Raw genomic sequence first — 25,971 nt, 5'->3', positions numbered from 1 at the left:
CCCTACCCAACAGGTAAACTTAAAGGTGTGCAAATGCCGTTTTTGCTAACTGTGCAAAGTAATGCGCGGCAGGTTCAATTAAACGCTCGTCCGGATTGAATCCCGGGTGATGTAATCCGTATTCACTGGCGCTGCCAATACTGACAAATGCGCCAGGTGTATTTTGCAGGTAGACGGCAAAATCCTCTCCGCCCATATGCAGGTCGGCATGGTGGGTGGTATAGCCTGACTGTTTCGCCACCGCGGTGGCAATATCGGCCCAACGATCATCATTTACCAACGCGGTTGGTCCCGCATGCCAGATTACGTCGATTTGTGCGCCAAAGGCGTGGGCAAATCCGGCGGCAATGTCATTAACCCGAGCCTTAACCTGCTGCTGTACCTGGGTTCGGTGCGTTCTGAGTGTCCCTTCCAGCTCAACGGACTCCGGCAGTACGTTCCATGTGTTTCCCCCCTGAATACGGGTCACGCTGAGCACCACAGAATCCAGCGTGTTTATGTCGCGGCTGGCAACGCTTTGCAGCACCGTTACCAACTGGCTGGCGAGCAGGATGGCATCTTTACCTTCATGCGGACGCGCCGCATGTGCACCCTTGCCATTAATGCGCAGTACGAAGCGGTCGACATTGGCATAAAATGCGCCGCCGCGTGTGGCAAATTCGCCCACCGGCAAACCGGGCTCATTGTGCATACCGAAAATAGCCGCTACGTTTTGCAGCGCACCGGCGCGGATCAACGTTTTTGCGCCGCCGAAACTCTCTTCAGCTGGCTGAAACAAAATACGTACTCGCCCCGGTAAGGTTATTTCCTGCTGTTTTAGCAGCAGTGCTGCACCAAGCATGACGCTGGTATGGACGTCATGCCCGCAGGCATGCATCACGCCCGGCGTGAGGGAGCGAAACGGAACGTCGGCGCTTTCTTCTATCGGTAGCGCGTCGATATCCGCCCGCAGCGCGATGACATCTTCTCCCTGACCAATTTCCACGACCAGACCGGTTTTCAGCTCGAACGGCAGAATGTCGACGTCCGCAGCGTGCAACCAGGCGTGAATGCGCGCCGTGGTTGCTTCCTCCTGCAGGGAAAGCTCCGGATGCTGATGTAGTTCACGACGCCAGTCGATAAGCGTTGAGCCGAGAGTCATCAGAGCACCTCCACGGCGTTATGGGCTTGCGCTAACAAACGCAGCGATGTCAGACGCGCATGCCCTTGCGCCACTGGCGTGTCGATAATGAACTCGTCAATGCCAAATTGCGTATGCAGAGCATTCAGCTTTGCCATCACCTCCTGAGCGGTGCCGTGTAGCAACGCCTGCTCACGACGCGCGATTTTGCGTGGTGGGCTGCCAGACTGAGCGGCAAACGCCAGCGCCTGTTCTTCGCTGGCTACCGTGACACGTTGACCATCTTCCAGCTCCACGCCCCAGATTTGTACGTTTTCCGCCAGTTGCGCAGCGGTGTCGTAACTGTCAGCCACAATCACCTGGACGGCGACTATCGTCGGGCGTGCACTGTGGGTCTGCCAGAAGGACAAAACGTCATGCAATAACGCTTTGTCACCATTGAGGTGCGCTGCGAAGATGAAATTCCAGTCGGATTGCGCTGCTAACTGCGCGCTTTGTACACTGGCTCCCAGTACAAACTTTTCCGGTGGTATCGGTGGAATTGGCGTCGGGAATACCGTTTCCCCGCTTTCCGTTCCGCTCAGCGCCAGCCAATCGTTAAGCAAAGAAAGCTGGTCGGCAAAACTGCCTTTTTCTTCCTGATGCAGCCCATGCTGTAACGCCTGGGTCGACAGCGGTAAGCCGCCAGGGGCTTTCCCTACGCCGAGATCAACACGTCCAGGAGCCAGCGATGCCAGAAGATTGAAGTTTTCCGCCACTTTGTACGGGCTGTAATGTTGCAGCATTACGCCGCCGGAACCTACGCGGATATGCTGGGTTTGCCCGAGGATCCAGGCGATCACCAGCTCCGGCGATGGGCTGGCCAGCTGTGCCGTATTATGGTGTTCCGCGATCCAGAAACGATGGTACCCCCACTCTTCTGCCAGTTGCGCCAGGCGCAACGTACGGGAAAGCGCGGTTGCGGCAGTTTCACCTTCACCGATGGGGCTTTTATCCAGAATACTCAGGCGATATGACATGTTACGAGCCTATGTTTGTTAACATGTCTTTATTATTAATTTATCAAATAGCCATACTGAAACATTTAATTCACATTTACTCAGCTAAAAAGTAGATAACAGCCCCTGTCGCTGCCAGGGTTAAAATTTGGATCGCCCAGTACTGGTTGTAACGCTAAACAGAAAAACACCCGCAATTAATAGCCTACAAAATATAATAGGGTCGTTGGCATCACGGTAATAGCATCAAAATCATTTCATGCCAGTTTTCTTTTTACGAAAAGGTTTTTTAACGCGATTTACGTTAAGTCAGTTTAAACGACTTGTCACGTTATGCGCTTGTATTAATTGTTTCACTTTTATGACACAGGATGAATGATTTACATAGGAATTTTTATTTTAACTACTTCCACAGAATTGATGATTAGTAGAGAATGCAACGTTCTTATTAAAACGGTTTAAAACAGATTTTAATATCCCCCGATTTTATTGCGGGGATTTTTGTATGGATTATACATAGCACCATGGGACCTCTATGAAAAGTAACATGCCCGTTACACAAATTGAGCACGCACTTAACGATAAAGCGACGCTGCTTTCTACGACGGATAAACAAAGTCATATTACCTACGCCAACTCCGCGTTTATTGATGCCAGCGGATTTAACGAACACCAGTTAATGGGCGAACCACATAATATTATTCGCCATCCCGATATGCCTCCCGCGGCGTTCGCCGATATGTGGTACACGCTACAGCAGGGAGACAGCTGGACGGGGATGGTGAAAAACCGTCGGCAGAATGGCGACCATTACTGGGTTCGCGCCAACGTTACGCCAGTCTGGCACAATGAAAAACTCACCGGCTACATCTCGGTGCGTACCGTTCCTTCGCGCGATGAAATAACTCAAAGCGAAAGCTTATATCAAAAAATTAATAATCAGCAGCTTAAAGGGTTTCGTCTTTTTAAAGGCATTATCATTCGTCGCGGAATATTGTCATGGGCATCAATGTTTAAATGGCTGAGCATTAGCCAGCGCGTCAATTATTCTTTAGGGGTAATCGCCCTGCTCGCTGTGCTATTTCTCTTCGCTCCTGTTAATCCATTTATTCAGGCGGGAGGGTTATTGTTCTTATTTCTGATGCTTGCTATTTACCTTAAGTATCAAATTTGTCAGCCAGTTAATACGCTACTGACGCAAATGAAGAAAGTGGTATCCGGGAGAAAACCTGATAACTGTCATTTAAATCGGGTGGATGAGATCGGAATGCTGATGCGTCTGGTTAATCAGTCCGGGCTTAATCTGAATTCCCTGGTCGATGATGTCAGTACGCAAATATCCGGTATTCGCGCCATCAGTCAGCGGGTATCAAAAGAAGGTACGGCGCTGCACAAGCGTTCAGAAGAAACCTCCGCCGACCTGCAACAAACCGCTGCCGCCATTGAAGAAATTGGTAGCGCGGTACAGCAAACTGCTGAGACTGCGGCTCATACTATGACCATGGCCGATAAAACCAGCGCCAATGCGGCAGAAGGCGGCGATATTATGAAACAAACTATCGCCATGATGCAGGCGATATCGCGTGACAACGGGCAGATAGTCGACATCATCGGCGTTATCGACAGTATTGCTTTCCAGACTAATATTCTGGCGCTCAATGCCGCGGTTGAAGCCGCGCGGGCCGGGGAGTCCGGGCGTGGTTTTGCCGTTGTAGCGGCAGAGGTCCGTAATCTGGCGCAGCATTCGGCGTCGGCAGCAAAAGAGATCAAACAGCTGATTGAGAAGAATGTCGCTAACGTTAACAGCGGCGTCAAAATGGTGGAGCAAACGGAAACGCATCTCACAGGGATGATTGGCGATGTCCTGCAGATGTCGATGATGATCAAAGATATTAGTCTGGCGACGCGTGAGCAAACCCAGGCGCTGGATCTGATTAACGATTCGATTTCACGCGTTGGCACCATGACACACAATAACGCCGAGATGGTGGAGCGTGTCACCGATGCTACCGCCGATCTGACTCAACGTTCATCGCGCTTACAGCAGGCCGTTCAGGTCTTTGGCGTATCAGCATAACCTTACGGCGCTTATCGGGTGAATGTCTCGATAAGCGCACACCTCTCCACGTATTTACGCCCTTCTCTTTTATTGGCTGAATCGAGGCCACACCGCGCCAGTGCTGGCTGTACAAAAATGCTGAATTCTTGTTATCGGGGCTTTGCGGAACCGAACAATTGAATGTAGGATGCTCGGCCGGCAGTTTTCCCCCGTAACACAATGAAGGGTAAGGCTGTTTTCGCCGCAGCAGGTGCGGCAAAAAGGATTTTGTATTTTTGTCAGGTCAACAGGAAAAGTAATGAACACAAACAACACGCAAGCCGCGGAACAACATGCGGCGAAACGACGCTGGTTGAATGCCCACGAAGAGGGGTATCACAAAGCGATGGGTAATCGACAGGTACAAATGATCGCCATTGGCGGCGCAATCGGTACCGGGTTGTTTTTAGGGGCTGGCGCACGCTTGCAAATGGCGGGTCCTGCTTTGGCGCTGGTTTATCTGGTGTGCGGTATTTTTTCGTTCTTTATACTGCGTGCGCTTGGTGAACTGGTTTTACATCGCCCTTCCAGCGGCAGCTTTGTCTCCTATGCTCGCGAATTTTTAGGTGAGAAAGCCGCCTATGTGGCTGGCTGGATGTACTTCATCAACTGGGCGATGACCGGCATTGTCGATATCACCGCGGTGGCGTTGTATATGCATTACTGGGGCGCATTTGGTGATGTACCGCAGTGGGTGTTCGCTCTCGGCGCGCTGGCCATTGTCGGCACCATGAACATGATCGGCGTGAAGTGGTTCGCGGAGATGGAGTTTTGGTTTGCGCTGGTCAAAGTGCTGGCGATTGTGATTTTCCTGGTGGTGGGTACCGTCTTTTTAGGCACTGGAAAGCCGCTGGATGGTAACGCCACCGGTTTTCACCTGATCACCGACAACGGTGGGTTCTTCCCACATGGTCTGCTTCCAGCGCTGGTACTGGTTCAGGGGGTAGTTTTTGCGTTTGCCTCCATTGAACTGGTGGGCACCGCTGCTGGAGAATGCAAAGATCCGCAAACCATGGTGCCAAAAGCGATCAATAGCGTTATCTGGCGTATTGGTCTGTTCTATGTGGGTTCTGTCGTGCTGCTGGTTCTGTTACTACCGTGGAATGCCTATCAGGCGGGGCAAAGCCCGTTTGTTACCTTCTTCTCCAAACTGGGCGTGCCATATATCGGCAGTATCATGAATATTGTGGTGCTCACCGCGGCGCTTTCCAGCCTTAACTCTGGGCTGTACTGCACCGGGCGTATTTTACGTTCCATGTCGATGGGCGGATCGGCACCTAAATTCATGGCTAAAATGAGCCGTCAACAGGTACCCTGGGCTGGGATCCTCGCCACGTTGGTCGTCTATGTCGTCGGGGTATTTCTGAACTATCTGGTACCGTCGCAGGTGTTTGAGATCGTGTTGAACTTCGCGTCGTTGGGCATTATTGCGTCGTGGGGCTTTATCATGGTCTGTCAGATGCGTCTGCGCCGGGCCATAAAAGAAGGTAAAACGGCAGACGTCAGTTTTAAACTACCGGGCGCTCCGTTTACCTCGTGGCTAACCCTACTGTTCCTGCTGAGCGTGCTAGTGCTGATGGCGTTTGACTATCCAAACGGCACCTACACCATCGCGTCATTACCGTTGATTGCCATCCTGCTGGTTGCAGGGTGGTTCGGCGTGCGTAAACGCGTCGCGGAAATCCACCGCACCGCGCCGTAATGGCTGAAGGCCTGACTGGTTAACCCTTCAGGCCTTCATTTTTAGTTCGCTTCAATCAACTGCGCTACATCGTTGCTGTTAATTTCCCGCGCATTTCCATCCTGATCGGTATAGCTGGTCATTCCCGTATCTTTATCCAGTTTTGGCTTACCCTGGGTGGTGATGGTTTGTCCGCTTTTGGTCGTCATGACGTAATCGGTGGTACATCCTGCAAGGGTAAACAGCATTACGCCTGCACAAAGACAGATAAATGGCTTTTTCATGGTATTCCCGTGTTATTCAGTTAGCCGTTGAGGGCGTAGTGTAAGTCCCTGAAGTGGCTCGGGCTACTGGCGGGGTGTAACGAGGCGTATCGTGGGGTTTAGAGAAATGACAGGAGGGGTTTCCCCCTCCGGATGTTTTATAGCGCAATACGAATAACATCGTCCGGCTGGGTGGCTTCCTGCTCGCGGGTAGATTTCTGTTTCACGCTGACGTACAGGGTTTTACCATCGGCGGAGAGCGCCAGGCTATTCGGGAACGTTGGGGTCTCGAATGTTTTGACGACTTTATAGCTTTTCGCGTCGATCACACTCACTTTACCGGCCTGGCGATGAGTCACGTAGGCTTCATTACGCGTTGGATTGAACAACACGGCCAGGGATTCCGGCGCGGCGACTTTTGCCAGTACATTGCCATTACGGGTATCGATTACCAGCACTTCCGCCGCTTTAGAGTCGGTGACAAATGCGCGGTTGCCCGCTGTGTCCAGGCTCAGGTTGATAAAGAAATGCTCTTTCCCGTCATCCAGCAGTTTTTTGCGGCTGAGAATTTTGTTAGTGGCGGTGTCAATGGTAATGAATTCACCGTCGGCATTGGCGGTGTACAGGCGTTTAGCCTTGCTGTCGACAGCCAGAGCGGTGCTCATTTTGCCGGTATTCTGGATGGTGTCCTTCAGCTTGATCGTCTCACCGTCCACCACCCAAATCACACTCTCTTTACCAATACCGCTAATGTATACCGTGTTGGTGGCATCATCGGCGACCAGCTCACGCGGCTGCAGCGGGCGAACGTCTTCAGAACGCTTACGCGCATCCAGCACCAGACGTCCTTTCACCGCACCGGTTTTGGCATCCATCGCCGTAACCGCGCTGTTTACCGTGTTGCCGAACCACAGCGTTTGCGTGGCGTTGTTGATGGTGGCACCAAATGGTTTGAGATCGTTATGAATCACCTGGGTCACTTCGAGGGTGACCGGGTCAAGACGATAAACCACCCCGCCGGTATCCAGTTTGCGGCTCTGTGAGGTCGCCAGCCACAGCGCGTTCTCTTGCTGGCTGTACGCCATTTCATAGGCGCCTTTGCCGACGGCTTTGCGCAGCAGTTCTTCTGCAGCCTGCGTAGTAAAAGATGATGCAACGAGCAGTGAACCTAACAGTAAAGAACCACGCAGACGCGGCGAAAACAGATGACGTAAAGACATGACGACTCCCTTTGATAAATTCGTTTGTTACTGCTTCACATAGCTTCAATGAGCAAAATCATGGTTTTGCCTTTTTAAGAATGAGAATAGTAATCATTATTTATCTCAATGTGGAGTGTTTATTCGCTTTCGGGTAGTAACCTTCTTATTTTCTCCATGAATACCAGATAACGACATTGGCATTTTACCAGGCCTACATTTTGTACGAAGCAGGCCTGGTTACAGGCATTCACCGTCTTCCACCTTTACGCATCAATCCTCAGCAAGACGAATCACTACCTTGCCGAAGTTTTTGCCGGTCAGCAGACCGATAAAGGTTTGTGGCGCATTTTCCAGACCGTCGGTCACCTGCTCGCGGTAGTGGATTTTGCCCTCTTTAACCCAGCGCCCCATCTCCCGCTGAAACTCATGAATACGGTGTCCATAATCCTGACCAATGATAAAACCCTGCATGCGGATACGCTTTTTCAGCAGCGTTGCCATTAACAGCGGTAATCTGTCAGGTCCGGCCGGAAGCGACGTTGCGTTATAACCGCTGACCAGGCCACAAAGCGGGATCCGCGCTGAGGTGTTGAGTAACGGCAGGACAGCATCAAATACTTTTCCTCCGACGTTTTCGTAATAAATATCAATACCCTGCGGACAGGCTTTTGCCAGTTGTTGCGCAAAATCTTGTGCGTGGTGATCGAGACAAACATCAAAACCCAATACCTCGGTGGCATGTCGGCATTTCTCTGCCCCACCCGCCACACCGATCACCCGACAACCCTTAAGCTTACCGATCTGCCCGACCGTTGCGCCAACCGGCCCGGTTGCGGCAGCTACCACCAGCGTTTCCCCCGCTTTTGGCTGACCGATATCCAGCAGGCCCATATAAGCGGTAAACCCCGGCATACCCATAACACCCAGCGCCCAGGAGGGATGCTCGGGATGATCGCCAAGCTTCACCAGCCCGTTACCGTCGGAGATGTCATAGTCCTGCCAACCGCTGTAGCTCAATACCCATTCGCCTGGCTGGTAGTCCGGATGGTGGGATGACACCACGCGACTTACGGTACCCCCTACCATAACACCACCAATCTCTACTGGTGGTGAGTAAGATGGCTCATCGCTCATGCGGCCACGCATGTAGGGATCAAGGGAAAGATAAACGGTGCGCAACAACATCTGGCCTTCGCCCGGTGTTGCGACTTCATCTTCTTCAAGACGGAAGTTCTCTGGGACTGGCGCGCCATGTGGACGGGAAGCCAGTACCCAACGACGGTTACGATTAGTCTGTTGACCCATGATGTGCTCCTCTGCTTTTGGCATGAATCCATCAATAGTAGCAGCCCGTTCCTGCTATTTAGCTGACGATGTGGTTTAACCGCACAACCAGGTAAACGCAGGGTTGCGCGGTTTCATTGATAAACCGACAGTCATTCGGCGGGCCAAGTTCCAGGCAATCACCTGCCTGCATTTCATGGCGTACGTCCCCTTCGACAAAGACTAATTCTCCCTGCTGTAACCAGATAAGTTGTCTGGCCTGCACATAGGAAGAGGCTGGCATCGGGATATCACTTCCGGCGGGTAATTCGATCTGCACCAGATCGATAGGCAGATCGCTGCGTGGTGAAACATGGCGGCGCAGATAGTGACTTTGTGGATCGTGCCAAACAGGCTGATCGACGAAGCGCAGTAGCTTGCCCTCCTGCATTTCAGCCCGCGCAATCAGGGTAGACATGCTGATGCCAAACGCGCCGGAAAGCCTGCCCAGCAGCATAGCCGTTGGACTACTCTCGCCGCGCTCTATTTTATGGATCATGGCCCGCGACACACCCGCGCGCTCGGCAAGTTCCGTGAGTGACCAACCGCGAGATTCCCGCTCAATGCGAATTCTTGCACTGATCCGTTGATTTATGCTGTCTTCAATAGTATTCATATTGTAATACTATAGTGAACAACCCCTGAGGTTCAACATGTCAATTCGATTTGCCAGCAAAGAAGACTGCGCCGCCATTGCAGAAATCTACAACCATGCGGTACTGCATACGGCGGCTATCTGGAACGATCAAACGGTCGATGCCGAAAACCGTATTTCCTGGTATGAAGCCCGCCAATTGATGGGGTATCCGGTGCTGGTGAGTGAAGAGAATGGCGTGGTTACGGGATACGCCTCCTTTGGCGACTGGCGTAACTTTGATGGCTTCCGTCATACCGTTGAACATTCGGTGTATGTTCATCCTGAACATCAGGGAAAAGGGCTAGGACGGGCACTGCTCAGCAGACTGATAGACGAAGCCCGCGCATGCGGCAAGCATGTGATGGTTGCAGGTATTGAGTCTCAGAATCAGGCATCACTGCATCTGCACAGCTTGCTGGGTTTTAAAACCACCGCGCAAATGCCGCAGGTTGGAACCAAATTTGGCCGTTGGCTGGATCTGACCTTCATGCAGTTACAGCTAGACGATCGCCGCGATCCGGATGCCCGTAGATGAACCAGACGCTGACCCTCTCCTTTCTGATTGCCGCAGGTATTGGTCTGGTGGTGCAAAATACCTTGATGGTACGCATCACCCAGACGTCCTCGACGATCCTAATCGCCATGTTGCTTAACTCGCTGGTCGGGATCGTGCTGTTTGTCAGCATACTGTGGTTTAAGCAAGGAGCTGCGGGATTTGGAGAACTGGTTTCCAGCGTGCGCTGGTGGACGCTCATCCCCGGATTGCTTGGATCGTTCTTTGTTTTTGCCAGTATCAGTGGGTACCAAAATGTGGGGGCCGCTACCACTATCGCGGTGCTGGTGGCTAGCCAGTTAATCGGCGGGCTGGTGCTGGATATTCTACGTAGTCACGGCGTGCCGCTGCGGGCGCTGGTAGGTCCGGTCTGTGGCGCGGTGCTGTTGGTCATCGGGGCGTGGCTGGTGGCGAGACGTTCATTTTAATTGCCTGATGGCGCTTCGCTTATCAGACCTACAGAACATGCCTGTAGGTCGGATAAGTGAAATATCAGAGGATTGTGCCGCCTTTGGTCAACTGTTCGCGACGGGCTTCCATATCTTCTTTATGCTGACGGCCATGATGTGCGATAGCCGTACGCAAACGCTGTTGCTGGGTATAGCGGTCTTCCCGGCTCAACGCGACATCATCGCTGAGCTCAATCAGCAATTCATTCATATGCGTAATGACGCTCTCTTCAATGGCGGCATCAACACGTGCGCTGACCTCATCCAGATGCGACATAACCTCTCCTTAACTCATTAATTTAATTTTGCTTTTGAAAAATCACTGCCCATCAGGCTGACGCTGTATCCGCTGACGTTGCTGCGCGTAGCGTAGAACGTTTTACCGTTTGCCAGGGCTATCCACGGAGCCTGCTGGTAGAAAATCTCTTGCGATTGCTGGTAAAGCGCGGCGCGCTCTTCCGGTTTACTCACCAGCTTCGCCTTTTGAACCAACGAATTATACTCTTTATCGCACCAGCGCGCGGCGTTAGATCCGGTTTTTATGCTGTCGCAGCCCAGCAGCACATCGGCGAAGTTATCCGGATCGCCGTTGTCTGACATCCAGCCAAACAATGCGGTGTCATGCTCACCTTTACGCATTCCGGAGAGATATTCCCCCCACTCGTACGACACAATTTTCGCCTTCACGCCCACCTTTGCCCAGTCGCTCTGGATCATCTCAGCAATCCGTCGGGAGTTCGGGTTGTAAGGGCGCTGAACCGGCATTGACCACAGCGTCGCTTCAAAGCCGTTTTCCAGCCCCGCCTGCTTCAGCAGATCTTTCGCCTTTTGCGGGTCGTAAGTGTAATCCTGCAGATCTTTATTGAAGCCCATCATATTCGGCGGAATCGGCGATTTCGCCACCGTACCGGAACCTAAAAAGACGGCGTTAATAATGGCCTTTTTATCGGTCGCGTAGTTTAGCGCCTGACGCACCAGTACGTTATCAAACGGTTTTTTCTCGGTATTAAACGCCAGATATCCGACGTTCAGCGCTTCAACCGCATGCAGCGTCAAATCTTTATTCTTTTTAATCTCGTCAAACTGTACGGGGGCTGGTGCCGGGATTATCTGGCACTCATTGGTTTGCAGTTTTGCCAGCCGCGTCTGGACGTTTGGCGTGATTGAGAAGATCAGGTGCTTCGTTGGAACGGCGCCATCCCAGTAGTTCGGGTTGGCAAGATAGCGGATTTGCGAGTCCTGCTTGTACTGTTGCAACACGTAAGGCCCGGTGCCAATCGGCCAGTTATCGACGTTTTCCGGGGTGCCTTTTTTCAGCATCGCGTCGGCATATTCCGCAGAAAGGATAGAGGCAAAATCCATACCCCAGTCGGCAAGAAACGCAGCATTAGGTTCATTGAGGACAAACTGAACGTGATAATCATCGAGCTTCTTCACTTCTTTAATCAGTTTATCCAGACCAACATCGTTAAAGTATTCGTAGCTTCCCTGAGAAACCTTGTGATACGGATGATCGGCATCTTTCTGCCGTAATACCGAGAAAATCACGTCATCTGCGTTGAAGTCGCGGGTCGGTTTAAAGAATTTATTACTGTTGAATTTCACGCCCTGACGCAGGGTAAACGTATAAGTCTTACCGTCCGGGGAAATCGTCCAGTCCGTTGCCAGAGACGGTATCGGGGTATTCTTTACTGGATCAAAGTTGATGAGTCGGTTGTAGAGCACCTGTGAACTGGCCACAAATGAAGGACCTGAACTGGCGATTTGCGGGTTAAATGACTCCGGAGATGCTTCAGAGCAATAGATGATGGTGTCAGTATTGGCCGCGAACGCAGCGCCTGACGGTAAGACGGCGCTGAGAGCCAGCGCGAGTAACGTTTTCCTTGCAATCATGGTTATAAGCCTTCTTATTTTATTATTAACAGGGATATCAGAGCATAGCTGACAAAAACTGACCAATAACAAATCACTATCAGGTTATTCTAATCCGGTTTATTTCGCTGAATAATTCATCACTCCAAGCGAATTAATTTCCCTTAAGTCTTTTTCAAAACGTCAAGATTTTTCCCGGCACTCTATGCCATGAAAATTAGCCCCTTTTTGCCTCTCTTTCGCCGTTTGCTCGTTTTTATAAAACGTAAAGTAGATACGTGAAGAAGTCTAAGGGGTAACAACGTGGCAAAAACTCTCTTGCGCAGCGGCAATTTGGATGACTATCAGGCCGTGGGCGGCGGTGGTCAGGCCGTGTTTGATTCAGCATTGCAAATTCGTGAAACGCTTCGTCTGCGTAAACAGCAGGCGATGGTGGATTGTCTGGCGATCCCACAAATTAACGACAACGGCGATCGGGTTGACTGGTATTCCCCGATAGAAGGGAAAGCCGTGGCGTGGAAAGCCGCTGATGAAGAAGCACGTTTTCGTGCGCTGCGCTATCTGGGTAGCATGCTGGAAAATGCGGCGACCCTGAGCCGTAAAAGCCTGCAATCGGGGAAAACCTCCCTACAGCTGTTTGGCTCACTGCTCGAAAAAGCCATCCAGTTTCCCGGTGAAAATCACGTGTTTCTGGTTGATGGTAAACCCGTTATTACATTCTGGGGCTTCGTCAATCTGAATGAAAATCCCCGCGACGATGTGCTCGACTGCCTGCGCATTGCCGATGTTCCTCCTGTGGTTACCGTAGCAGAGCCAGAACAGGAAGAAGAAATCGCACCGGAAATTACCTTTGCCGAGGCCGATGTCCCCTTACTGACGCCGGTCGTTGATCAGCCAAAATCGGCTGAACCTGAACCTGAACCTCAACCCCCGGTTATTGTTAACGAACCTGAAGTCACTGCGTCGCCGGTACAGGAGAAGCCCATACGCCGCCTGCCGCTGTGGAGCCTCCCCGTTGCCGCAGTGATTATTGCAGCCATCGTTGGGCCGCTGCTGTGGAAGCAACAGACCACCCAGCCCGTACCCGCAGTAACCGCTATTGAAGTCGCTAAGGTTGATATGGCACCGCTGCCAGCACTGACATTTGCACTGCCCCTGCATCGTGCTGAAGTGACCCCAACTGCGAAGAAAGAGAAACCTGTCGAAGGACCGGTGGTGATCGCCGCAATTCCAAAAGATGCGCTGGTGATGGATGCCAACCAGATGAAGGCAGGAACGACGCGTTTTCTCAACGGTAACTGGCGCGTCATAGTCGATGTTAAAGATCCGGTGAGCGGCAAAGCGCCGTCGCTGCGCTATCAGATCCAGGCCAATAAAGGCACTGCGCGCGTGGTTCATGGTGACAACATTGTTTGTCGTGCCGAGATTTTCTCTGGTTTGCACCAGTCGGGTGAATTAATGATTAAGAGTCGCGGCAATGCCCGTTGTACCGACGGTTCACGTTATCCGATGCCTGAAATTACCTGCAAAGCGGGAACCAATGACGTCGCCGCCTGTACCGCGCGTTATGACGATCACGCGGAAATCCCTCTGACGATCAAAAAGATAGGTGCCTGATTTTATGTTGGTGAATCTGTGTGATTACAAACAGAGCGTGACGCTCATCGCCAATAGCGGTGTGCAATTTCTGGATTTCGGCCTCACGCCGCAGGAATCTGCGCACCATGGACGCTTTGTGCGCAAAACGGCAAACGGTCCGCTACTGAGACTAGACTTCGATCTGACGTCAGGACGCTATACCCTACCGGGCAGTATCGGCGCGCAACCCGAAGTGGTGAAGCCGGAAAGTACTCAGACGCTGCACTATTCGCTGGACGTGCTCGACGGCGTCTGGCTGCCGCTGCCGTTTTTGCGCTTTAACCCGCCGCGTACGTTTGTTGAAGGCCCGGATAACTGGGCACGCGTGCAGGTGCGAAAGCTGCCGCAGCCGGACAGCGCGGGCAACACCCACCGTGTTACCGTAGCGCTGGACAGCCAGCTTACTGAAAATGCCCCTGCGGCGTTAACCCCCAACGAAAATGATCTGCTTAACGGTACACGGTTTGCGCTGGCCTGGCATGACAACGAAATTGCTGATTTCCTTGACCAGACCTGGATTGACGGCTGGTTGCGCGAATCTTTTATGCACCATGTCACCCAACATGAGAACCGCTCAGAACAAGAGATCCAGCAGGCGCTGCGTAACTTTGAATACCAGGCGCACTGGCTGAATGTGCTGACCCTGTTAGGTGAGCAGCTTTCCGTCCCGGAAGTGAAACTGGTTACGCACACCCTTAGCACCCCCGCCATTCCCGTCGATCTTATTTTGGATATCGGTAATACCCATACCTGTGGTGTCCTGATTGAAGATCACGGGGATGCCAATGACGGGCTGCGTCAGACCGCTGAATTGCAGGTCCGTTCGTTAAGCGAGCCGCAGTTCCTCAACGATCCGCTATTCACCAGTCGGCTGGAGTTTTCCGAAGCGCGCTTTGGTAAGCAGCACTTTTCCGTTGAGAGCGGACGTGATGACGCCTTTATCTGGCCGTCGATTGTGCGTGTGGGTGATGAAGCCCGTAAGCTGGCGATGCAGCGTATGGGCACCGAGGGCAACAGTGGGATCTCAAGCCCGCGCCGCTATCTGTGGGATGAAACGCCGGTGTTACATGACTGGCGCTTTAGCCAGATGAATGGCAAAACCCAGCGCGAACCGCTGGCTACCGCCTTCCCGCTGATGAACCTGATGAACGATGACGGGCAACCGCTGTTCAGCCTGCCGCAGGACGATCGTCTACCAGTGTTCTCACCACAATACAGCCGCAGCACGCTGATGACGCATATGCTGTGCGAAATACTGGCCCAGGCGCTGGGGCAAATTAACAGCGTAGCGACGCGTTTGCGCCTCGGATTCCCGGCGTCTCCTCGTCAGTTGCGGACGCTGATCCTGACCCTACCGTCGGCGATGCCCAAACAGGAGCGCGAGATTTTCCGCCTGCGCATGTTTGAAGCTATTGCCCTGGTCTGGAAAGCGATGGGCTGGCACCCGCAGGATGAAGACTTCACCACCCGTAAGCAGCAGGAAAAAAGTGTGGTTCCCGTACCTGAAATTCAGATGGAATGGGATGAAGCCAGTTGCGGGCAACTGGTGTGGCTGTATAACGAGGCTATCTCACACTACGATGGCCACACCGAATCGTTCTTTAACGCCCTTGCCCGCACAGACCGTTTGCCGGAGCCTGGTGAGACTAAAGGCCGTGCACTGCGCGTGGCATCGATCGACATTGGCGGCGGGACAACGGATATGGCCGTCGTTCATTACCAGCTTGATGACGGCGTTGGCGCGAACGTCAAAATTACCCCGCATCTGCTGTTCCGTGAAGGTTTTAAAGTTGCGGGCGATGACATGCTGCTGGACGTGATTCAGCGCTGCGTGTTGCCTGCACTGCAAACCCGCTTACAACAGGCTGGCGTGACCGACGCCGCCGCATTGCTGGCCACGCTATTTGGCGATTCCGGGCGCATCGATACTCAAGCAATTCTGCGTCAACAAACGGCATTGCAGCTCTTTATGCCGCTTGGTCATGCGGTCCTCTCTGCCTGGGAACAAAGCGATATTAACGATCCGGTCGCCGGACTACATGCCACCTTTGGGGAACTCCTGAGTCAACAACCCACGCGCAACGTGATGAACTACATCCAACAGGCTATCGATCATGCGTTGCCAGCAGGGTCGCCAGCGTTTGATGTTCTGAGCGTGCCGTTACAGGTACAGTTCAGGCAGTTACAAGAAGCACTATTGGCGGGGCAATTTACCCTGACTTCCCCACTGCACGCGGTTTGTGAGGCCATTTCACACTATCGCTGCGATATTTTATTAGTAACAGGCAGACCCGCCTGTTTACCCGGTGTACAGGCGTTGATCCGCCATCTGCAACCTGTTCCGGTTAACCGTATGATCTGGATGGATAACTACCGCGTGCATGAGTGGTATCCGTTCAGCCAGCAAGGGCGAATTGGTAATCCCAAATCGACCGCAGCAGTAGGCGCTATGCTGTGCAGCCTGGCGCTGGATTTGCGTTTGCCACGTTTTAACTTTAAAGCTGCCGATATCGGCGCTTACTCGACCGTACGCTTTCTCGGTGTGCTGGATAATACGGTCAATACCCTGCGCGATGAGAACATCTGGTATCACGATATTGATCTTGATAAACCTGGGGCGAAGCTGGATGCCCGGTTGCATTTCCCGTTACGTGGCAACGTGACGTTAGGATTTCGGCAACTGGCAAACAGCCGCTGGCCTGCCACGCCGCTGTATACGCTCAGCATAAACTCTGCCGAACTGGCAAAAACTATCGCCGGAGATGGCGTGTTGAATGTTCGGCTGCAGCTACGCGGCGGCAGCAAAGAAAGTGGCCCGGAATTCTTCATCCTGAGTGATGCCTGGTTACAGGATGGCACCCCCGTTGCCGCCAATGCCTTAACGTTAAAACTGAATACGCTGGCAGACCGTCGCCATAGCGGAAGCCATTACTGGATTGATAGCGGGAGCGTGTACCTAAAATGAGTAAGATGTTAAATACCGCGCAGGCCGCCATCGAGTGGGTGGTAGATACCCGTCAACGTGCGGCGCGTCTTGATGATGAAGCGGATGCCCTGCTGGCACAGCTTACGCTAGCCGCAGTGAGTGAATCTGCGTTGAAGGAGACCTTTTCATCGCAAGGATGTATAGGGTTATACGGACACTCACAATCGGCAAAAGCACATCTGCTGGCGGCATTGTGCTGCAATGCCACTGGCAAAGTGAATATTGTTACCCCGGATCGCAGCTTTGATTATTTCTCGCATATTAATCCGGGCCATGCACCAACCAATATGGCGATCCGCTTTACGCGCGATGAAAATCCGCATGATAGCGAATGGCCGTTGCGTCTGCGATTACTCAGTGAAGCCGAACTGGTACAGCTATTTATCGCCCAGTTCAGCGCGCTCCCGGGCAACCGACAGGTCGAGAAATCGATTATTGAGGCGCGCCTGGAAAAATGGCAAACGCTGCGTCAGCGTCACCCGGTGCCGGGCATTACCGCACATGATGTTGCGGCAATTGGTCGTTTCTGGCGCTCCTGCGTACCGGCAAACCAGCAGCAAATTGACGATGCACTATGGTATCAGTTTGCCACGTTGCTGCCCGCACTTGACCTGACTACCCGGGCAAACGCCTGGGCGTTACTGTGGGGAGAACAACCAGAGCTGACGCAGCAGTGGCTGGCGCTGGCGCACACGTTGCAACAAACCGGACACGCGCAAGAATTAGCGGCCCCGCTGAGTCTGCTGGTTGATCATTTTGGTTTACCGGCCGAAAGTTTCCTGACCCAGGTGGCATTGACCAGCAATAATGAGGCGCAAAGCGATGTGGTGGTTCATCCGATTGAAAATCATCAGTTGCTCAATGCGGTCAGTCTTTCTTTGTCGTCACTGGCGCTGCTCACGCGCGAGTTGGTCCTGACGGTTGAAGACGCGGTGCTGGAGAATGTCGATCTGCTCGATATCCCCCTCGCCCCGGATGCTCATCCTCATCCACTGTGGCAGGCAAAATTAGGCTGGATGCTGGAACATTATCGCCAGCACCTGCAACCGGATGTGCTCTTAATCTGCAACGCGGTCTCTGCCCGCGCCCAGACGCCCGCCATCACCCGCAAGCTGTTGGGCTGGGTCAACGATACCCAACCTGTTCATGATGCCGCATTACCGGGCGTGGTTTGGGCCATTACCCCGCAGGATGCGCGTTTTAGTACCCAGCAAAACCTTGATGAATCCGTGCAGCAATTGATGGGCAAGCCCGGGCTGCATTGGGGTACGTTGCAGGCGCTGGATAAACATAGCTTACAACGTCTTGTCGAATGGCTGACTCAGGCAACCTCACCACAGCAGCGCCAGGCCAGGTTGACTTCTCTACGCGAGCAGCATCAACAGCGCATCCGCGAAACGCTGATAAGCTGGATTAATCCCGCTCAAGCTGAATCGGATAGCCACGAGTCGGTGATCCGCCAGTTACAGGCGCAAGCGGCAAAACATGGCGAACTGCTGGATGGTTTGCTCCCGCCGATGCGCATTTTTGAGTCGCTGCTGCGTATTCAGCAACCACGCGAGGAGCAGGTAAGCGGTTTATTTAATGAAGAGATTGACCTGTTTGCCGAAGTGCGTGACACACTACACTCGCCGGAAAGTCAGGAGACCGGATATCAGGCACACAAAATGTGGATTAACCACGTGCGCCAGTGGTGTCGCGATGAAAATAATGCCCGCCGTTTACGACTCGATCCCCGTACGTTAAGGCTGGTTGCCAACATTCTCGTCACCACCAGCTATCGCCTGGAGATGCCACAACGCTTACAGCGCATTATGCAGCGAGAAAACGTCTGTGCCGCGCAGTTACACGCCGATATTGGTGATTTTATTACCTGGCTTGGATTTGCCGACGTTGCTGAGGAACAGCGCCCTGCCAGCAGGATCCAAAAAGGATCGGCTATTTTTAGCGCGCCGAAGCAATCGCCGATGCTACGCCTGACGAAGCTGGATGAACAACCCTCGCATGGTGCAAGCCGTTACGTTTACGACTGGCTGGTTGCCTTGTACACCCGTGCGAATGAGAATGCGGGATATCAGCACCCACAGGATGTCTCTGAAACCGACAAAAAACGATTAGATGCCCTGCTTTTCTCCTGAAACGGCGTATACGCCGTCATCAGAAAAGAGAAAACATCAGCGCAACGGGAAAACTCATCGGCCAGGTCGCCCCGACTAATACCGCGCTAAGAAAGCGGATCCGCTTTTTATCGCGGGAAAGAAACCAGGTGATGATTGCCGTGATGACGGCCATCACCGCATAAAAAACCAACATTTTTTGGTATAGGGACATTTAAGGCATCCTGGCCAGAAGGGAAAATCGCGCGCAATATGCTCTTTTTCATGACTCACATCAAGTTTTATTAATTAATTTAAGAAAAACGGCTGTAAAACAACCCATTTTCATTATGTTCAGAATTCGTACTATTGCGGATAGTTATAAGCCGTACTATACCCATAAGGGTTAAAACGAAAGGTGGCAAAAATGAATGTTTCCAGTAAAACTGTGGTGCTGATAAATATATTTGCTGCTGTAGGACTTTTCAGTCTGATATCCGCAAGGTTCGGCTGGTTTGCTTGATGTAACTCTTCTTGATTAATTGCAGCGTCCGCTGGCAGAGAGGATCTTCTCTCTGCCATCAGTAAACAATCTTCCCACTCTGCTATTACTGGGTAAATTATCCTTAATATGTAATACCCCTAATCCTTCTGCGGCATTATATTGCCCGAATATCGGCCAGGTGTTGTGCCGGTATGTTGATGGAAGAACGCAATAAAAGCACTGTCGCTGACAAACTCCAGATATTGCGCGACCTGGCTGATATGGCCTCCGTCAGCCAACATCTCCATGGCTTTTAACAGCCTAAATTGCTGCCGCCAGTCCTGATAATTCATCCCGGTATCCCTGATAAATATTCGGCTGATCGTCCTCTCGCATGCCCCAACCTGTCGGGACAATTGATTCAGTCGTGGTGGCAATTCCCCCATGCGTAATCCCTTGAGCCACACGTTAAGCCGCGGATCTGAGGGATACTGCAATGTCCAGTTTTCACTGCGGGCGGCACGCATTTCCTCACAAAAAACGGTAATGAGGCTGGACTGCTGTGCGGCAGGCATTTCCCATGGCCAGAAGGCCATACGTTCTATCACTTCAAAAAACAGCGGATTAACTTCGACTATCTGCAGCGGTAACTCAGATAACGGCAATGTGGTTGAAAAATACAAAGAGCGATAAGCCATCACACCACGCATTATGGCGCGATGTACCGTGCCTGCCGGGATCCAAACCGCACGGCGTGGCGGTAGCAGACACAGGGCCTGCTCCAGTTCAATCGTAATACTTCCCGCTGCCGAAAAAAGTAGCTGATGACGAAGATGACTATGCCGCCCGGAATCATGTACGCCCATATCGGCAGCAATACCGATTACCGGTTTATCAAAACTATCCGCATCAAAAGCATCATCAGGGGCAATTTTCATTATCTGTCTGATATTTGATATTTAAAGTCCTGATAATGGTAATACGACATATCCCTTTCAGCAATAATGCCCGCCTGTTTTCTGTCTCTCTGGATATTGCTATGAACACACTTCGTCGCCCACCGCTGTGGCTTCTTACGCTACTGATTATGTTTCCACAATTGGTGGAAACCATTTACAGCCCGGCATTGCCGGGTATCGCTACCTCTTTTCACGTAAGCAGTGAGCGCGCGGCTCAAACACTCTCCGTTTATTTTGTTGCCTTTGCCGTCGGCGTAGCGATGTGGGGTTGGCTAAGTGACTGCATCGGACGACGTTGGGCGATGTTGGCAGGGCTTATCTGCTATGGAACAGGTTGCGTATTGGCCGTTGTTGCCACCGACTTCAGCGTTTTGCTGCTGGCACGGATGATCTCCGCCGTCGGTGCGGCTGCGGGGTCGGTCGTGGTACAGACCATGCTAAGGGACAGTTATGAATCAACTGCGCTATCCCGCGTCTTTTCCGTGATGGGGGCCGCGCTGGCATTGAGTCCGGTTTTTGGCCTGCTAAGCGGAGGTTGGTTAGTGAGTCTGTACGGCCATACCGGTGTCTTTGTTGCCCTTGTGCTGTTGGCGTTGCTACTGCTAATACTGACAGCGACCATGCTGCCAGAAACCCGGCCCGAACATACGCTCAGCCCGAAGCTTGCCGCGCTATTTTCCCGCATGATGCGGGACAGTGAGTTGCGGAAAAACGCCATGCTGGTTGCCCTGCTGAACACCATGCTGTTTAGCTATTACAGCCTGGCACCGTTTCTTTTTGGGCAATTAGGATGGAGCTCCAGAGCCTTTGGCTGGACGGGGTTGCTACTTGCGTTTGCTTCTCTGTCAGGTAGCCTGCTGAACCGAAGACTGTTAACGACAGGTCTGACGCCGGAGCGACTTGTACGTTATGCCTGTGTGCTGGCAGCGTTGTCAGGTCTCGTCGCGTGGTGTTTACAGCACTCCGCGTGGATCCTGATTCCGGTGTTCGGCGTGGTGATTGCCTATGGTATCGCCATTCCCAATGTGCTGAGTCAGGCGCTGCGTCACTACCGTGAACAGGCCGGTGCCGCAGGTGCTTTGTTCGGATTAAGCTATTACCTGTTACTTGGGATGATGCTGGGTTTAGCAGGCATGGTGCAGCAACTGGGGCTGGTTCTGAGCGTCTGTGCCCTACTCGCCTGGCTTTGCAGCCAGGGCCGCAGATAAACCCGATGGCGATCCTGAAAGCACAAAGCCCCGGCTATATGCTGGGGCTTTGTTGTATCAATTAGCCTGACCTCGCGGATATTTCCAACTTACCGCCGTCCGATGGCGACGAGGCCAGTGGCGCGAATAGTATAGACACACGTATGCCAATATTTAGCTATCCGTGCCCCATTCGCCGATCGCGCTTAAGATATTACTCATGCTTGATCATAACATGGCGAATAACCGTGTAATCCTCCAGCCCATAAACCGACATATCCTTTCCATAGCCAGACTGTTTTTGCCCACCGTGCGGCATCTCGCTAACCAGCGTGAAATGGGTATTGACCCAGGTACAACCATATTGCAGGCGAGCGCTAAAGCGATGCGCTCGCCCAACATCCCGGGTCCAGACGGAGGATGCCAGGCCGTATTTCGAATCGTTGGCCCATGCCAGCACCTGATCTTCATCATCAAATACGGTCACGCTGACCACCGGACCGAAAACTTCCCGCTGTACGATGGCATCGTCCTGCTTCGCCCCAGCAAGCAGCGTCGGGGCAAAATAGTAGCCTGAACCATCCACTTTTTTACCGCCGGTGATGACCTTAATATGGCCCAACGCTTTAGCCTCATCGACCGCTTTAGTCACGCGATCGAGATGTGCCTGCGAGCTCACTGGTCCCAGCTCGGTCGATTCATCATTCGGCGGACCGATTTTCAGGCTGGCAACGGCGGCGCCAAGTTTCTCGACCAGTGCATCATAAATGCCTTTCTGGGCATAAATTCGGCAAGCGGCGGTACAGTCTTGCCCGGCGTTGTAATAACCAAAGGTCCGCACGCCACTCACCACTGCATCTAGATCGGCATCATCAAAAATGATCACCGGAGCTTTTCCGCCCAGTTCCATATGCGTACGCTTAATTGACGGCGCGGTGTGCTGAATAATGTGTTCGCCGGTTGCAATGGAGCCGGTCAGCGAAACCATACGCACTTTTTCATGACCGGTCAGTGGATCGCCCACCGTTTTACCGCGACCAAACAGCACGTTAATCACGCCAGTCGGATAAATGTCTTTGGCGAATTCGGCTAATTTAAGCGCTGTCAGCGGAGTAATTTCTGACGGTTTAATCACCACGCAGTTCCCCGCCGCCAACGCTGGAGCCAGCTTCCACGCCGCCATCATCAGCGGATAGTTCCACGGCGCAATAGAAGCCACCACACCCAGCGGATCACGGCGAATCATCGAGGTATGCCCTTCCAGATATTCACCGGCCGCCTGTCCTTGCAGGGTACGCGCCGCACCGGCGAAGAAACGGAAAACATCGACAATAGCGGGAATTTCATCGTTGAGAACACAGTGCAGCGGTTTACCGCAGTTAAGTGATTCCAGCTCAGCGAAGGTTTGCGCGTTATCAGCAATAGCATCCGCCAGTTTCAGCAGCAGTTCAGAGCGGACTTTCGGCGTGGTTTGTCCCCAGGTGGCAAACGCGGCGTCTGCCGCTCGTACAGCGGCATCAACCTGCATGGCTGACGCCTCAGCAATCTCCAGAATGAGTTCACCAGTGGCAGGGTTATAGACTGGCTGCTTTTCACCTTCACCGTTGACCAGCTCGCCATTAATCAGTAATTGATGTTGCATAGCAATTTCCCATATCGTCGTTTATTTACCGTTTCCGGCGAGAGTGTCGCCTTCACGCGTTAGCCACCAGGCCCCTAAAATTGGCAGTGTTGTCACCAGCATTACCAGCAATGCCACAACGTTGGTGACCGGCACATCCCGTGGACGGCCCAATTGATTGAGCAGCCACAGAGGAAGTGTTCTTTCATGTCCGGCGGTGAACGTTGTCACGATGATTTCATCAAACGACAAGGCAAACGCCAGCATCCCCCCCGCCAGAAGTGCCGATGCCAGGTTTGGCAGCACGACATAACGAAAGGTTTGCCAGCCATTGGCGCCAAGATCCATAGACGCTTCGACCAGACTCCATGAGGTACGGCGAAAACGCGCCACAACGTTGTTAAACACCACCACCACGCAAAATGTCGCATGGCCCACCACGATCGTGAGAAAACCCGGTTCCAGGTTGATGGTTTTAAACGCGGTCAACAGCGCAAGGCCGGTAATAATGCCCGGCAGCGCGATCGGCAACAGTAGCAACAGCGATATTGCACTTTTGCCAAAAAAGTCCCTACGCCACAGCGCGGCCGCGGCCAGCGTCCCCAGAACAAGGGCAATAGCTGTCGACAACGCAGCGATCTTAAGTGACAACGTCACAGACTCCAGAATATCGCTACGCTGCGCAGCAACGCTAAACCACTTCAGCGTTAATCCCTGGGGTGGAAAACTAAAAGCAGCCTCCTCAGTATTAAAAGCATAGGTGGCGATGATGAGGATGGGAAAGTGCAGGAAAATAACCCCGCCCCATGCCGCCAGTTTGAGTAGCCAGGGTGCGCGTTCAGAGTGCATCGAAAGCTCCCAGACGCTTCACGAACGCCAGATACAGTGCGATTAACACAATCGGCACCAGAGTAAATGCCGCCGCCATCGGCATATTGCCGATCGCCCCTTGTTGTGAATACACCATGTTGCCGATGAAATAGCCCGGCGGTCCCACCAGTTGCGGCACAATAAAGTCACCCAACGTCAGAGAGAAGGTAAAGATTGAACCCGCTGCAATGCCCGGTATCGCCAATGGAAGCACCACATAGCGGAAGGTTTGACGCGGACGCGCGCCCAAATCAGCAGAAGCCTGTAACAGCGACGGCGGAAGTCTCTCCAGCGCGGCCTGTACCGGCAGGATCATAAACGGCAGCCAGATATAGACGAACACCAGGAAACGCCCTAACCCTGAAGTCGACAGCGTATTGCCGCCTACCGCAGGCAATGTCAGGAACGAAAGCAGCAACGGCTCCAGCCCAAGGTGGGTTAAAAACCACTGCGCCACGCCGTCTTTAGCCAACAGCAGCGTCCACGCATAGGCTTTAACGATGTAGCTGGCCCACATTGGCAACATTACGGCAATGTAAAAAAAAGCCTTCATTTTGCCGCTGGTATAGCGAGCCATATACCACGCCATCGGAAACGCCAGAATCGCGCTGGCGATGGTGACTGCTACCGCCATCGTCAGAGTGCGCAAAATGATGTCGTAGTTAGCGGGATTAAACAGCGCCTGCAAATTCGCCAGCGTCAGGTCTGGTGTGACCGACATGGTGAAATCGTCGAAGGTATAAAAACCTTGCCACAACAGCGTCAGTAATGAGCCAAAGTAGACGATGCCAAACCACATCAGCGGTCCGAGGAGCAGCAAAAATAACCCCAGCCCCGGATTACGCCAGAAGTAACCTGAGATCCGGTTCAGGTTGGTCGACTGTGGAGGCGAATGTAAGACGTTCATAGCCATTCACCTCTCCTCAACCAGCGGTACCATCACGTCGCGTGACCAGGATGCCATCACCTGCTGACCTGGCGACAACGTTGACGGTAGCATTTCTCCCGTCAGGTTCGCCTGGCTAACCAGCAATTTTTCCCCTCCGGCGAGTTTTAGCTCAAACCGCGTCGCCGCCCCCTGATACTGCACCGCCTGAATAACCCCCCGGGCCTGAACTTCTCCTCCGGTATCATTCAAGCGAATGTGTTCCGGACGCAGGGAGAACATCCCCTGTAGCCCACAAACGTTCGCCGACATCGTCGCATCGAAGACATTGGACGTCCCGACGAAACTTGCCACAAACGGCGTACGTGGACGCATATACAGTTCACGCGGAGAATCTACCTGTTCAATGCGACCGTTATTAAACACCGCCACACGATCGGACATCGACAGGGCTTCACCCTGATCGTGAGTAACAAAAATGAACGTGATGCCAAGAGATTGCTGTAATTTTTTCAGTTCCAGCTGCATCTGTTCACGCAATTTAAGATCCAATGCCCCGAGCGGCTCATCCAACAGCAGGACGCGCGGCTCATTGACCAGCGCCCTGGCAATCGCCACGCGCTGACGTTGCCCACCGGAAAGCTGCGACGGTTTACGCTCATGCACAAAACCGAGTGCGACCTTATCCAGCGCTTCACGTGCTTTCGCGTGGCGCTGTTTTTTATCGATGCCTTTGACCATCAGCCCGTAGGCGACGTTGTCGAGAATCGACATGTGCGGGAACAACGCGTAATCCTGAAATACCGTATTGACGTCCCGTTCCCAGGGCGGCAATTCGCTGGCCTGCTTACCAAAAATGGTAATTGCGCCGCCTGACAGTTGCTCAAACCCGGCAATCAGGCGCAGACAGGTGGTTTTGCCGGAGCCGGATGGCCCCAGCATAGAGAAAAACTCACCGTCGTTAATCGCAATACTTACCCCATCAACTGCACGAACATCCCCATACAAACGCGAGACGTTATGAAACTCCACTGCGTACGTCATAAAA

At 52.7% G+C, this 25,971-nt stretch carries 23 protein-coding genes; 9 read left to right on the top strand and 14 right to left on the bottom strand.

Going from position 1 to position 25,971, the window contains the following annotated elements; all coding sequences use genetic code 11:
- Window positions 1-19: 19 nt before the first annotated feature.
- Together OGY04_RS05870 and OGY04_RS05865 are read right to left on the bottom strand one after the other, a co-directional pair.
- The gene (locus OGY04_RS05870; RefSeq protein ID WP_032943504.1) at window positions 20-1,141 is read right to left on the bottom strand and encodes an amidohydrolase; all 1,122 of its coding nucleotides are present in this window, start codon (window positions 1,139-1,141) and stop codon (window positions 20-22) included.
- Window positions 1,141-2,139, bottom strand: a complete 999-nt coding sequence (locus tag OGY04_RS05865) for an MsnO8 family LLM class oxidoreductase (RefSeq protein WP_032943505.1) — start codon at window positions 2,137-2,139, stop codon at window positions 1,141-1,143. The genes OGY04_RS05870 and OGY04_RS05865 overlap by 1 nt, the downstream gene beginning before the upstream one ends.
- 514 nt (window positions 2,140-2,653) lie before the next feature.
- Between OGY04_RS05865 and OGY04_RS05860 the strand changes: the two genes are divergently transcribed.
- Together OGY04_RS05860 and ansP are read left to right on the top strand one after the other, a co-directional pair.
- Window positions 2,654-4,195 carry a methyl-accepting chemotaxis protein gene (locus OGY04_RS05860; RefSeq protein ID WP_286584937.1) on the top strand — a complete coding sequence of 514 codons (1,542 nt, stop codon included), beginning with the start codon at window positions 2,654-2,656 and terminating at the stop codon, window positions 4,193-4,195.
- A gap of 280 nt (window positions 4,196-4,475) precedes the next feature.
- Complete coding sequence (gene ansP, locus OGY04_RS05855; protein ID WP_003833088.1) at window positions 4,476-5,918, top strand: L-asparagine permease; 1,443 nt, start codon at window positions 4,476-4,478, stop codon at window positions 5,916-5,918.
- A gap of 41 nt (window positions 5,919-5,959) precedes the next feature.
- On the opposite strand, the gene OGY04_RS05850 is transcribed toward ansP, so the two are convergent.
- The 4 genes from OGY04_RS05850 to OGY04_RS05835 form a co-directional block, all read right to left on the bottom strand.
- Complete coding sequence (locus OGY04_RS05850; RefSeq protein ID WP_003020157.1) at window positions 5,960-6,181, bottom strand: YgdI/YgdR family lipoprotein; 222 nt, start codon at window positions 6,179-6,181, stop codon at window positions 5,960-5,962.
- 137 nt (window positions 6,182-6,318) lie between these two features.
- Window positions 6,319-7,380, bottom strand: a complete 1,062-nt coding sequence (gene yncE, locus OGY04_RS05845; protein WP_003833093.1) for a 7-bladed beta-propeller protein YncE — start codon at window positions 7,378-7,380, stop codon at window positions 6,319-6,321.
- A 252-nt stretch (window positions 7,381-7,632) separates the two neighbouring features.
- Complete coding sequence (gene curA, locus OGY04_RS05840) at window positions 7,633-8,667, bottom strand: NADPH-dependent curcumin/dihydrocurcumin reductase (protein ID WP_048214160.1); 1,035 nt, start codon at window positions 8,665-8,667, stop codon at window positions 7,633-7,635.
- Window positions 8,668-8,725: 58 nt separating this feature from the next.
- Entirely contained in the window at window positions 8,726-9,301 is a 576-nt protein-coding gene (locus tag OGY04_RS05835) for a helix-turn-helix domain-containing protein (protein WP_286584936.1), read from the bottom strand.
- Window positions 9,302-9,338: 37 nt separating this feature from the next.
- Between OGY04_RS05835 and OGY04_RS05830 the strand changes: the two genes are divergently transcribed.
- Together OGY04_RS05830 and OGY04_RS05825 are read left to right on the top strand one after the other, a co-directional pair.
- Window positions 9,339-9,857, top strand: coding sequence for a GNAT family N-acetyltransferase (locus tag OGY04_RS05830; protein ID WP_048235335.1), 519 nt, complete (start codon window positions 9,339-9,341; stop codon window positions 9,855-9,857).
- Complete coding sequence (locus OGY04_RS05825) at window positions 9,854-10,303, top strand: DMT family transporter (protein ID WP_048227592.1); 450 nt, start codon at window positions 9,854-9,856, stop codon at window positions 10,301-10,303. The genes OGY04_RS05830 and OGY04_RS05825 overlap by 4 nt, the downstream gene beginning before the upstream one ends.
- Window positions 10,304-10,367: 64 nt before the next feature.
- On the opposite strand, the gene OGY04_RS05820 is transcribed toward OGY04_RS05825, so the two are convergent.
- Window positions 10,368-10,601 (bottom strand): YdcY family protein, encoded by a 234-nt coding sequence (locus tag OGY04_RS05820; protein WP_003020183.1) that lies wholly within the window; start codon window positions 10,599-10,601, stop codon window positions 10,368-10,370.
- Window positions 10,602-10,618: 17 nt separating this feature from the next.
- On the bottom strand, window positions 10,619-12,217 hold the full coding sequence (locus tag OGY04_RS05815; protein WP_286584935.1) for an ABC transporter substrate-binding protein: 1,599 nt from the start codon (window positions 12,215-12,217) through the stop codon (window positions 10,619-10,621).
- A gap of 282 nt (window positions 12,218-12,499) precedes the next feature.
- Here OGY04_RS05815 and OGY04_RS05810 point away from each other — a divergent pair, with 282 nt between their 5' ends.
- From OGY04_RS05810 to OGY04_RS05800, 3 genes are read left to right on the top strand one after another with little or no spacing between them, the layout of a single operon-like run.
- A complete protein-coding gene (locus OGY04_RS05810) occupies window positions 12,500-13,813 on the top strand; it encodes an SrfA family protein (protein WP_286584934.1) in 1,314 nt (437 codons plus the stop codon).
- 4 nt (window positions 13,814-13,817) lie between these two features.
- Window positions 13,818-16,799, top strand: a complete 2,982-nt coding sequence (locus OGY04_RS05805; protein WP_286584933.1) for a virulence factor SrfB — start codon at window positions 13,818-13,820, stop codon at window positions 16,797-16,799.
- On the top strand, window positions 16,796-18,958 hold the full coding sequence (locus tag OGY04_RS05800; protein ID WP_286584932.1) for a virulence factor SrfC family protein: 2,163 nt from the start codon (window positions 16,796-16,798) through the stop codon (window positions 18,956-18,958). The genes OGY04_RS05805 and OGY04_RS05800 overlap by 4 nt, the downstream gene beginning before the upstream one ends.
- A 19-nt stretch (window positions 18,959-18,977) precedes the next feature.
- Here the strand turns inward: OGY04_RS05800 and OGY04_RS05795 are convergent, their stop codons facing one another.
- The gene (locus OGY04_RS05795; RefSeq protein ID WP_003020198.1) at window positions 18,978-19,151 is read right to left on the bottom strand and encodes a GhoT/OrtT family toxin; all 174 of its coding nucleotides are present in this window, start codon (window positions 19,149-19,151) and stop codon (window positions 18,978-18,980) included.
- 192 nt (window positions 19,152-19,343) lie between these two features.
- On the opposite strand from OGY04_RS05795, the gene yncL reads away from it, so the two are divergent.
- Entirely contained in the window at window positions 19,344-19,439 is a 96-nt protein-coding gene (yncL, locus tag OGY04_RS05790; RefSeq protein ID WP_071524268.1) for a stress response membrane protein YncL, read from the top strand.
- 119 nt (window positions 19,440-19,558) lie between these two features.
- Here yncL and OGY04_RS05785 read toward each other — a convergent pair whose 3' ends face one another.
- Window positions 19,559-20,338, bottom strand: coding sequence for an AraC family transcriptional regulator (locus OGY04_RS05785; RefSeq protein WP_148361944.1), 780 nt, complete (start codon window positions 20,336-20,338; stop codon window positions 19,559-19,561).
- A gap of 101 nt (window positions 20,339-20,439) precedes the next feature.
- Between OGY04_RS05785 and OGY04_RS05780 the strand changes: the two genes are divergently transcribed.
- Window positions 20,440-21,567, top strand: a complete 1,128-nt coding sequence (locus OGY04_RS05780) for a multidrug effflux MFS transporter (RefSeq protein ID WP_286584931.1) — start codon at window positions 20,440-20,442, stop codon at window positions 21,565-21,567.
- A gap of 193 nt (window positions 21,568-21,760) precedes the next feature.
- On the opposite strand, the gene patD is transcribed toward OGY04_RS05780, so the two are convergent.
- Genes patD through OGY04_RS05760 form a run of 4 tightly spaced genes read right to left on the bottom strand, consistent with a single transcriptional unit; the run spans window position 21,761 to window position 25,967 of the window.
- The gene (patD, locus tag OGY04_RS05775; protein WP_286584930.1) at window positions 21,761-23,188 is read right to left on the bottom strand and encodes an aminobutyraldehyde dehydrogenase; all 1,428 of its coding nucleotides are present in this window, start codon (window positions 23,186-23,188) and stop codon (window positions 21,761-21,763) included.
- Window positions 23,189-23,209: 21 nt separating this feature from the next.
- On the bottom strand, window positions 23,210-24,016 hold the full coding sequence (locus OGY04_RS05770; RefSeq protein WP_003020204.1) for an ABC transporter permease: 807 nt from the start codon (window positions 24,014-24,016) through the stop codon (window positions 23,210-23,212).
- Window positions 24,006-24,950 (bottom strand): ABC transporter permease, encoded by a 945-nt coding sequence (locus OGY04_RS05765; protein WP_003833133.1) that lies wholly within the window; start codon window positions 24,948-24,950, stop codon window positions 24,006-24,008. Before OGY04_RS05765 ends, OGY04_RS05770 begins: the two co-directional genes overlap by 11 nt.
- The gene (locus OGY04_RS05760; protein ID WP_048235324.1) at window positions 24,951-25,967 is read right to left on the bottom strand and encodes an ABC transporter ATP-binding protein; all 1,017 of its coding nucleotides are present in this window, start codon (window positions 25,965-25,967) and stop codon (window positions 24,951-24,953) included. It lies immediately after the preceding gene.
- Between the last annotated feature and the right edge of the window lie 4 nt (window positions 25,968-25,971).

Source organism: Citrobacter sp. Cpo091 (assembly GCF_030332645.1).
GTDB lineage: Bacteria > Pseudomonadota > Gammaproteobacteria > Enterobacterales > Enterobacteriaceae > Citrobacter > Citrobacter portucalensis.
The sequence above is the reverse complement of the archived record's forward strand: the minus strand, read 5'-3'. Positions and strand labels throughout refer to the sequence as shown.

Coding starts and splice junctions, on each gene's coding strand:
- OGY04_RS05800 (WP_286584932.1), top strand. CDS start 16,796: ATGAGTAAGATGTTAAATACCGCGCAGGCCGCCATCGAGTGGGTGGTA.
- OGY04_RS05820 (WP_003020183.1), bottom strand. CDS start 10,601: ATGTCGCATCTGGATGAGGTCAGCGCACGTGTTGATGCCGCCATTGAA.
- OGY04_RS05825 (WP_048227592.1), top strand. CDS start 9,854: ATGAACCAGACGCTGACCCTCTCCTTTCTGATTGCCGCAGGTATTGGT.
- OGY04_RS05770 (WP_003020204.1), bottom strand. CDS start 24,016: ATGCACTCTGAACGCGCACCCTGGCTACTCAAACTGGCGGCATGGGGC.
- OGY04_RS05815 (WP_286584935.1), bottom strand. CDS start 12,217: ATGATTGCAAGGAAAACGTTACTCGCGCTGGCTCTCAGCGCCGTCTTA.
- OGY04_RS05765 (WP_003833133.1), bottom strand. CDS start 24,950: ATGGCTATGAACGTCTTACATTCGCCTCCACAGTCGACCAACCTGAAC.
- yncL (WP_071524268.1), top strand. CDS start 19,344: ATGAATGTTTCCAGTAAAACTGTGGTGCTGATAAATATATTTGCTGCT.
- patD (WP_286584930.1), bottom strand. CDS start 23,188: ATGCAACATCAATTACTGATTAATGGCGAGCTGGTCAACGGTGAAGGT.
- OGY04_RS05795 (WP_003020198.1), bottom strand. CDS start 19,151: ATGTCCCTATACCAAAAAATGTTGGTTTTTTATGCGGTGATGGCCGTC.
- OGY04_RS05865 (WP_032943505.1), bottom strand. CDS start 2,139: ATGTCATATCGCCTGAGTATTCTGGATAAAAGCCCCATCGGTGAAGGT.
- ansP (WP_003833088.1), top strand. CDS start 4,476: ATGAACACAAACAACACGCAAGCCGCGGAACAACATGCGGCGAAACGA.
- OGY04_RS05785 (WP_148361944.1), bottom strand. CDS start 20,338: ATGAAAATTGCCCCTGATGATGCTTTTGATGCGGATAGTTTTGATAAA.
- OGY04_RS05760 (WP_048235324.1), bottom strand. CDS start 25,967: ATGACGTACGCAGTGGAGTTTCATAACGTCTCGCGTTTGTATGGGGAT.
- OGY04_RS05860 (WP_286584937.1), top strand. CDS start 2,654: ATGAAAAGTAACATGCCCGTTACACAAATTGAGCACGCACTTAACGAT.
- curA (WP_048214160.1), bottom strand. CDS start 8,667: ATGGGTCAACAGACTAATCGTAACCGTCGTTGGGTACTGGCTTCCCGT.
- OGY04_RS05850 (WP_003020157.1), bottom strand. CDS start 6,181: ATGAAAAAGCCATTTATCTGTCTTTGTGCAGGCGTAATGCTGTTTACC.
- yncE (WP_003833093.1), bottom strand. CDS start 7,380: ATGTCTTTACGTCATCTGTTTTCGCCGCGTCTGCGTGGTTCTTTACTG.
- OGY04_RS05830 (WP_048235335.1), top strand. CDS start 9,339: ATGTCAATTCGATTTGCCAGCAAAGAAGACTGCGCCGCCATTGCAGAA.
- OGY04_RS05870 (WP_032943504.1), bottom strand. CDS start 1,141: ATGACTCTCGGCTCAACGCTTATCGACTGGCGTCGTGAACTACATCAG.
- OGY04_RS05835 (WP_286584936.1), bottom strand. CDS start 9,301: ATGAATACTATTGAAGACAGCATAAATCAACGGATCAGTGCAAGAATT.
- OGY04_RS05805 (WP_286584933.1), top strand. CDS start 13,818: ATGTTGGTGAATCTGTGTGATTACAAACAGAGCGTGACGCTCATCGCC.
- OGY04_RS05780 (WP_286584931.1), top strand. CDS start 20,440: ATGAACACACTTCGTCGCCCACCGCTGTGGCTTCTTACGCTACTGATT.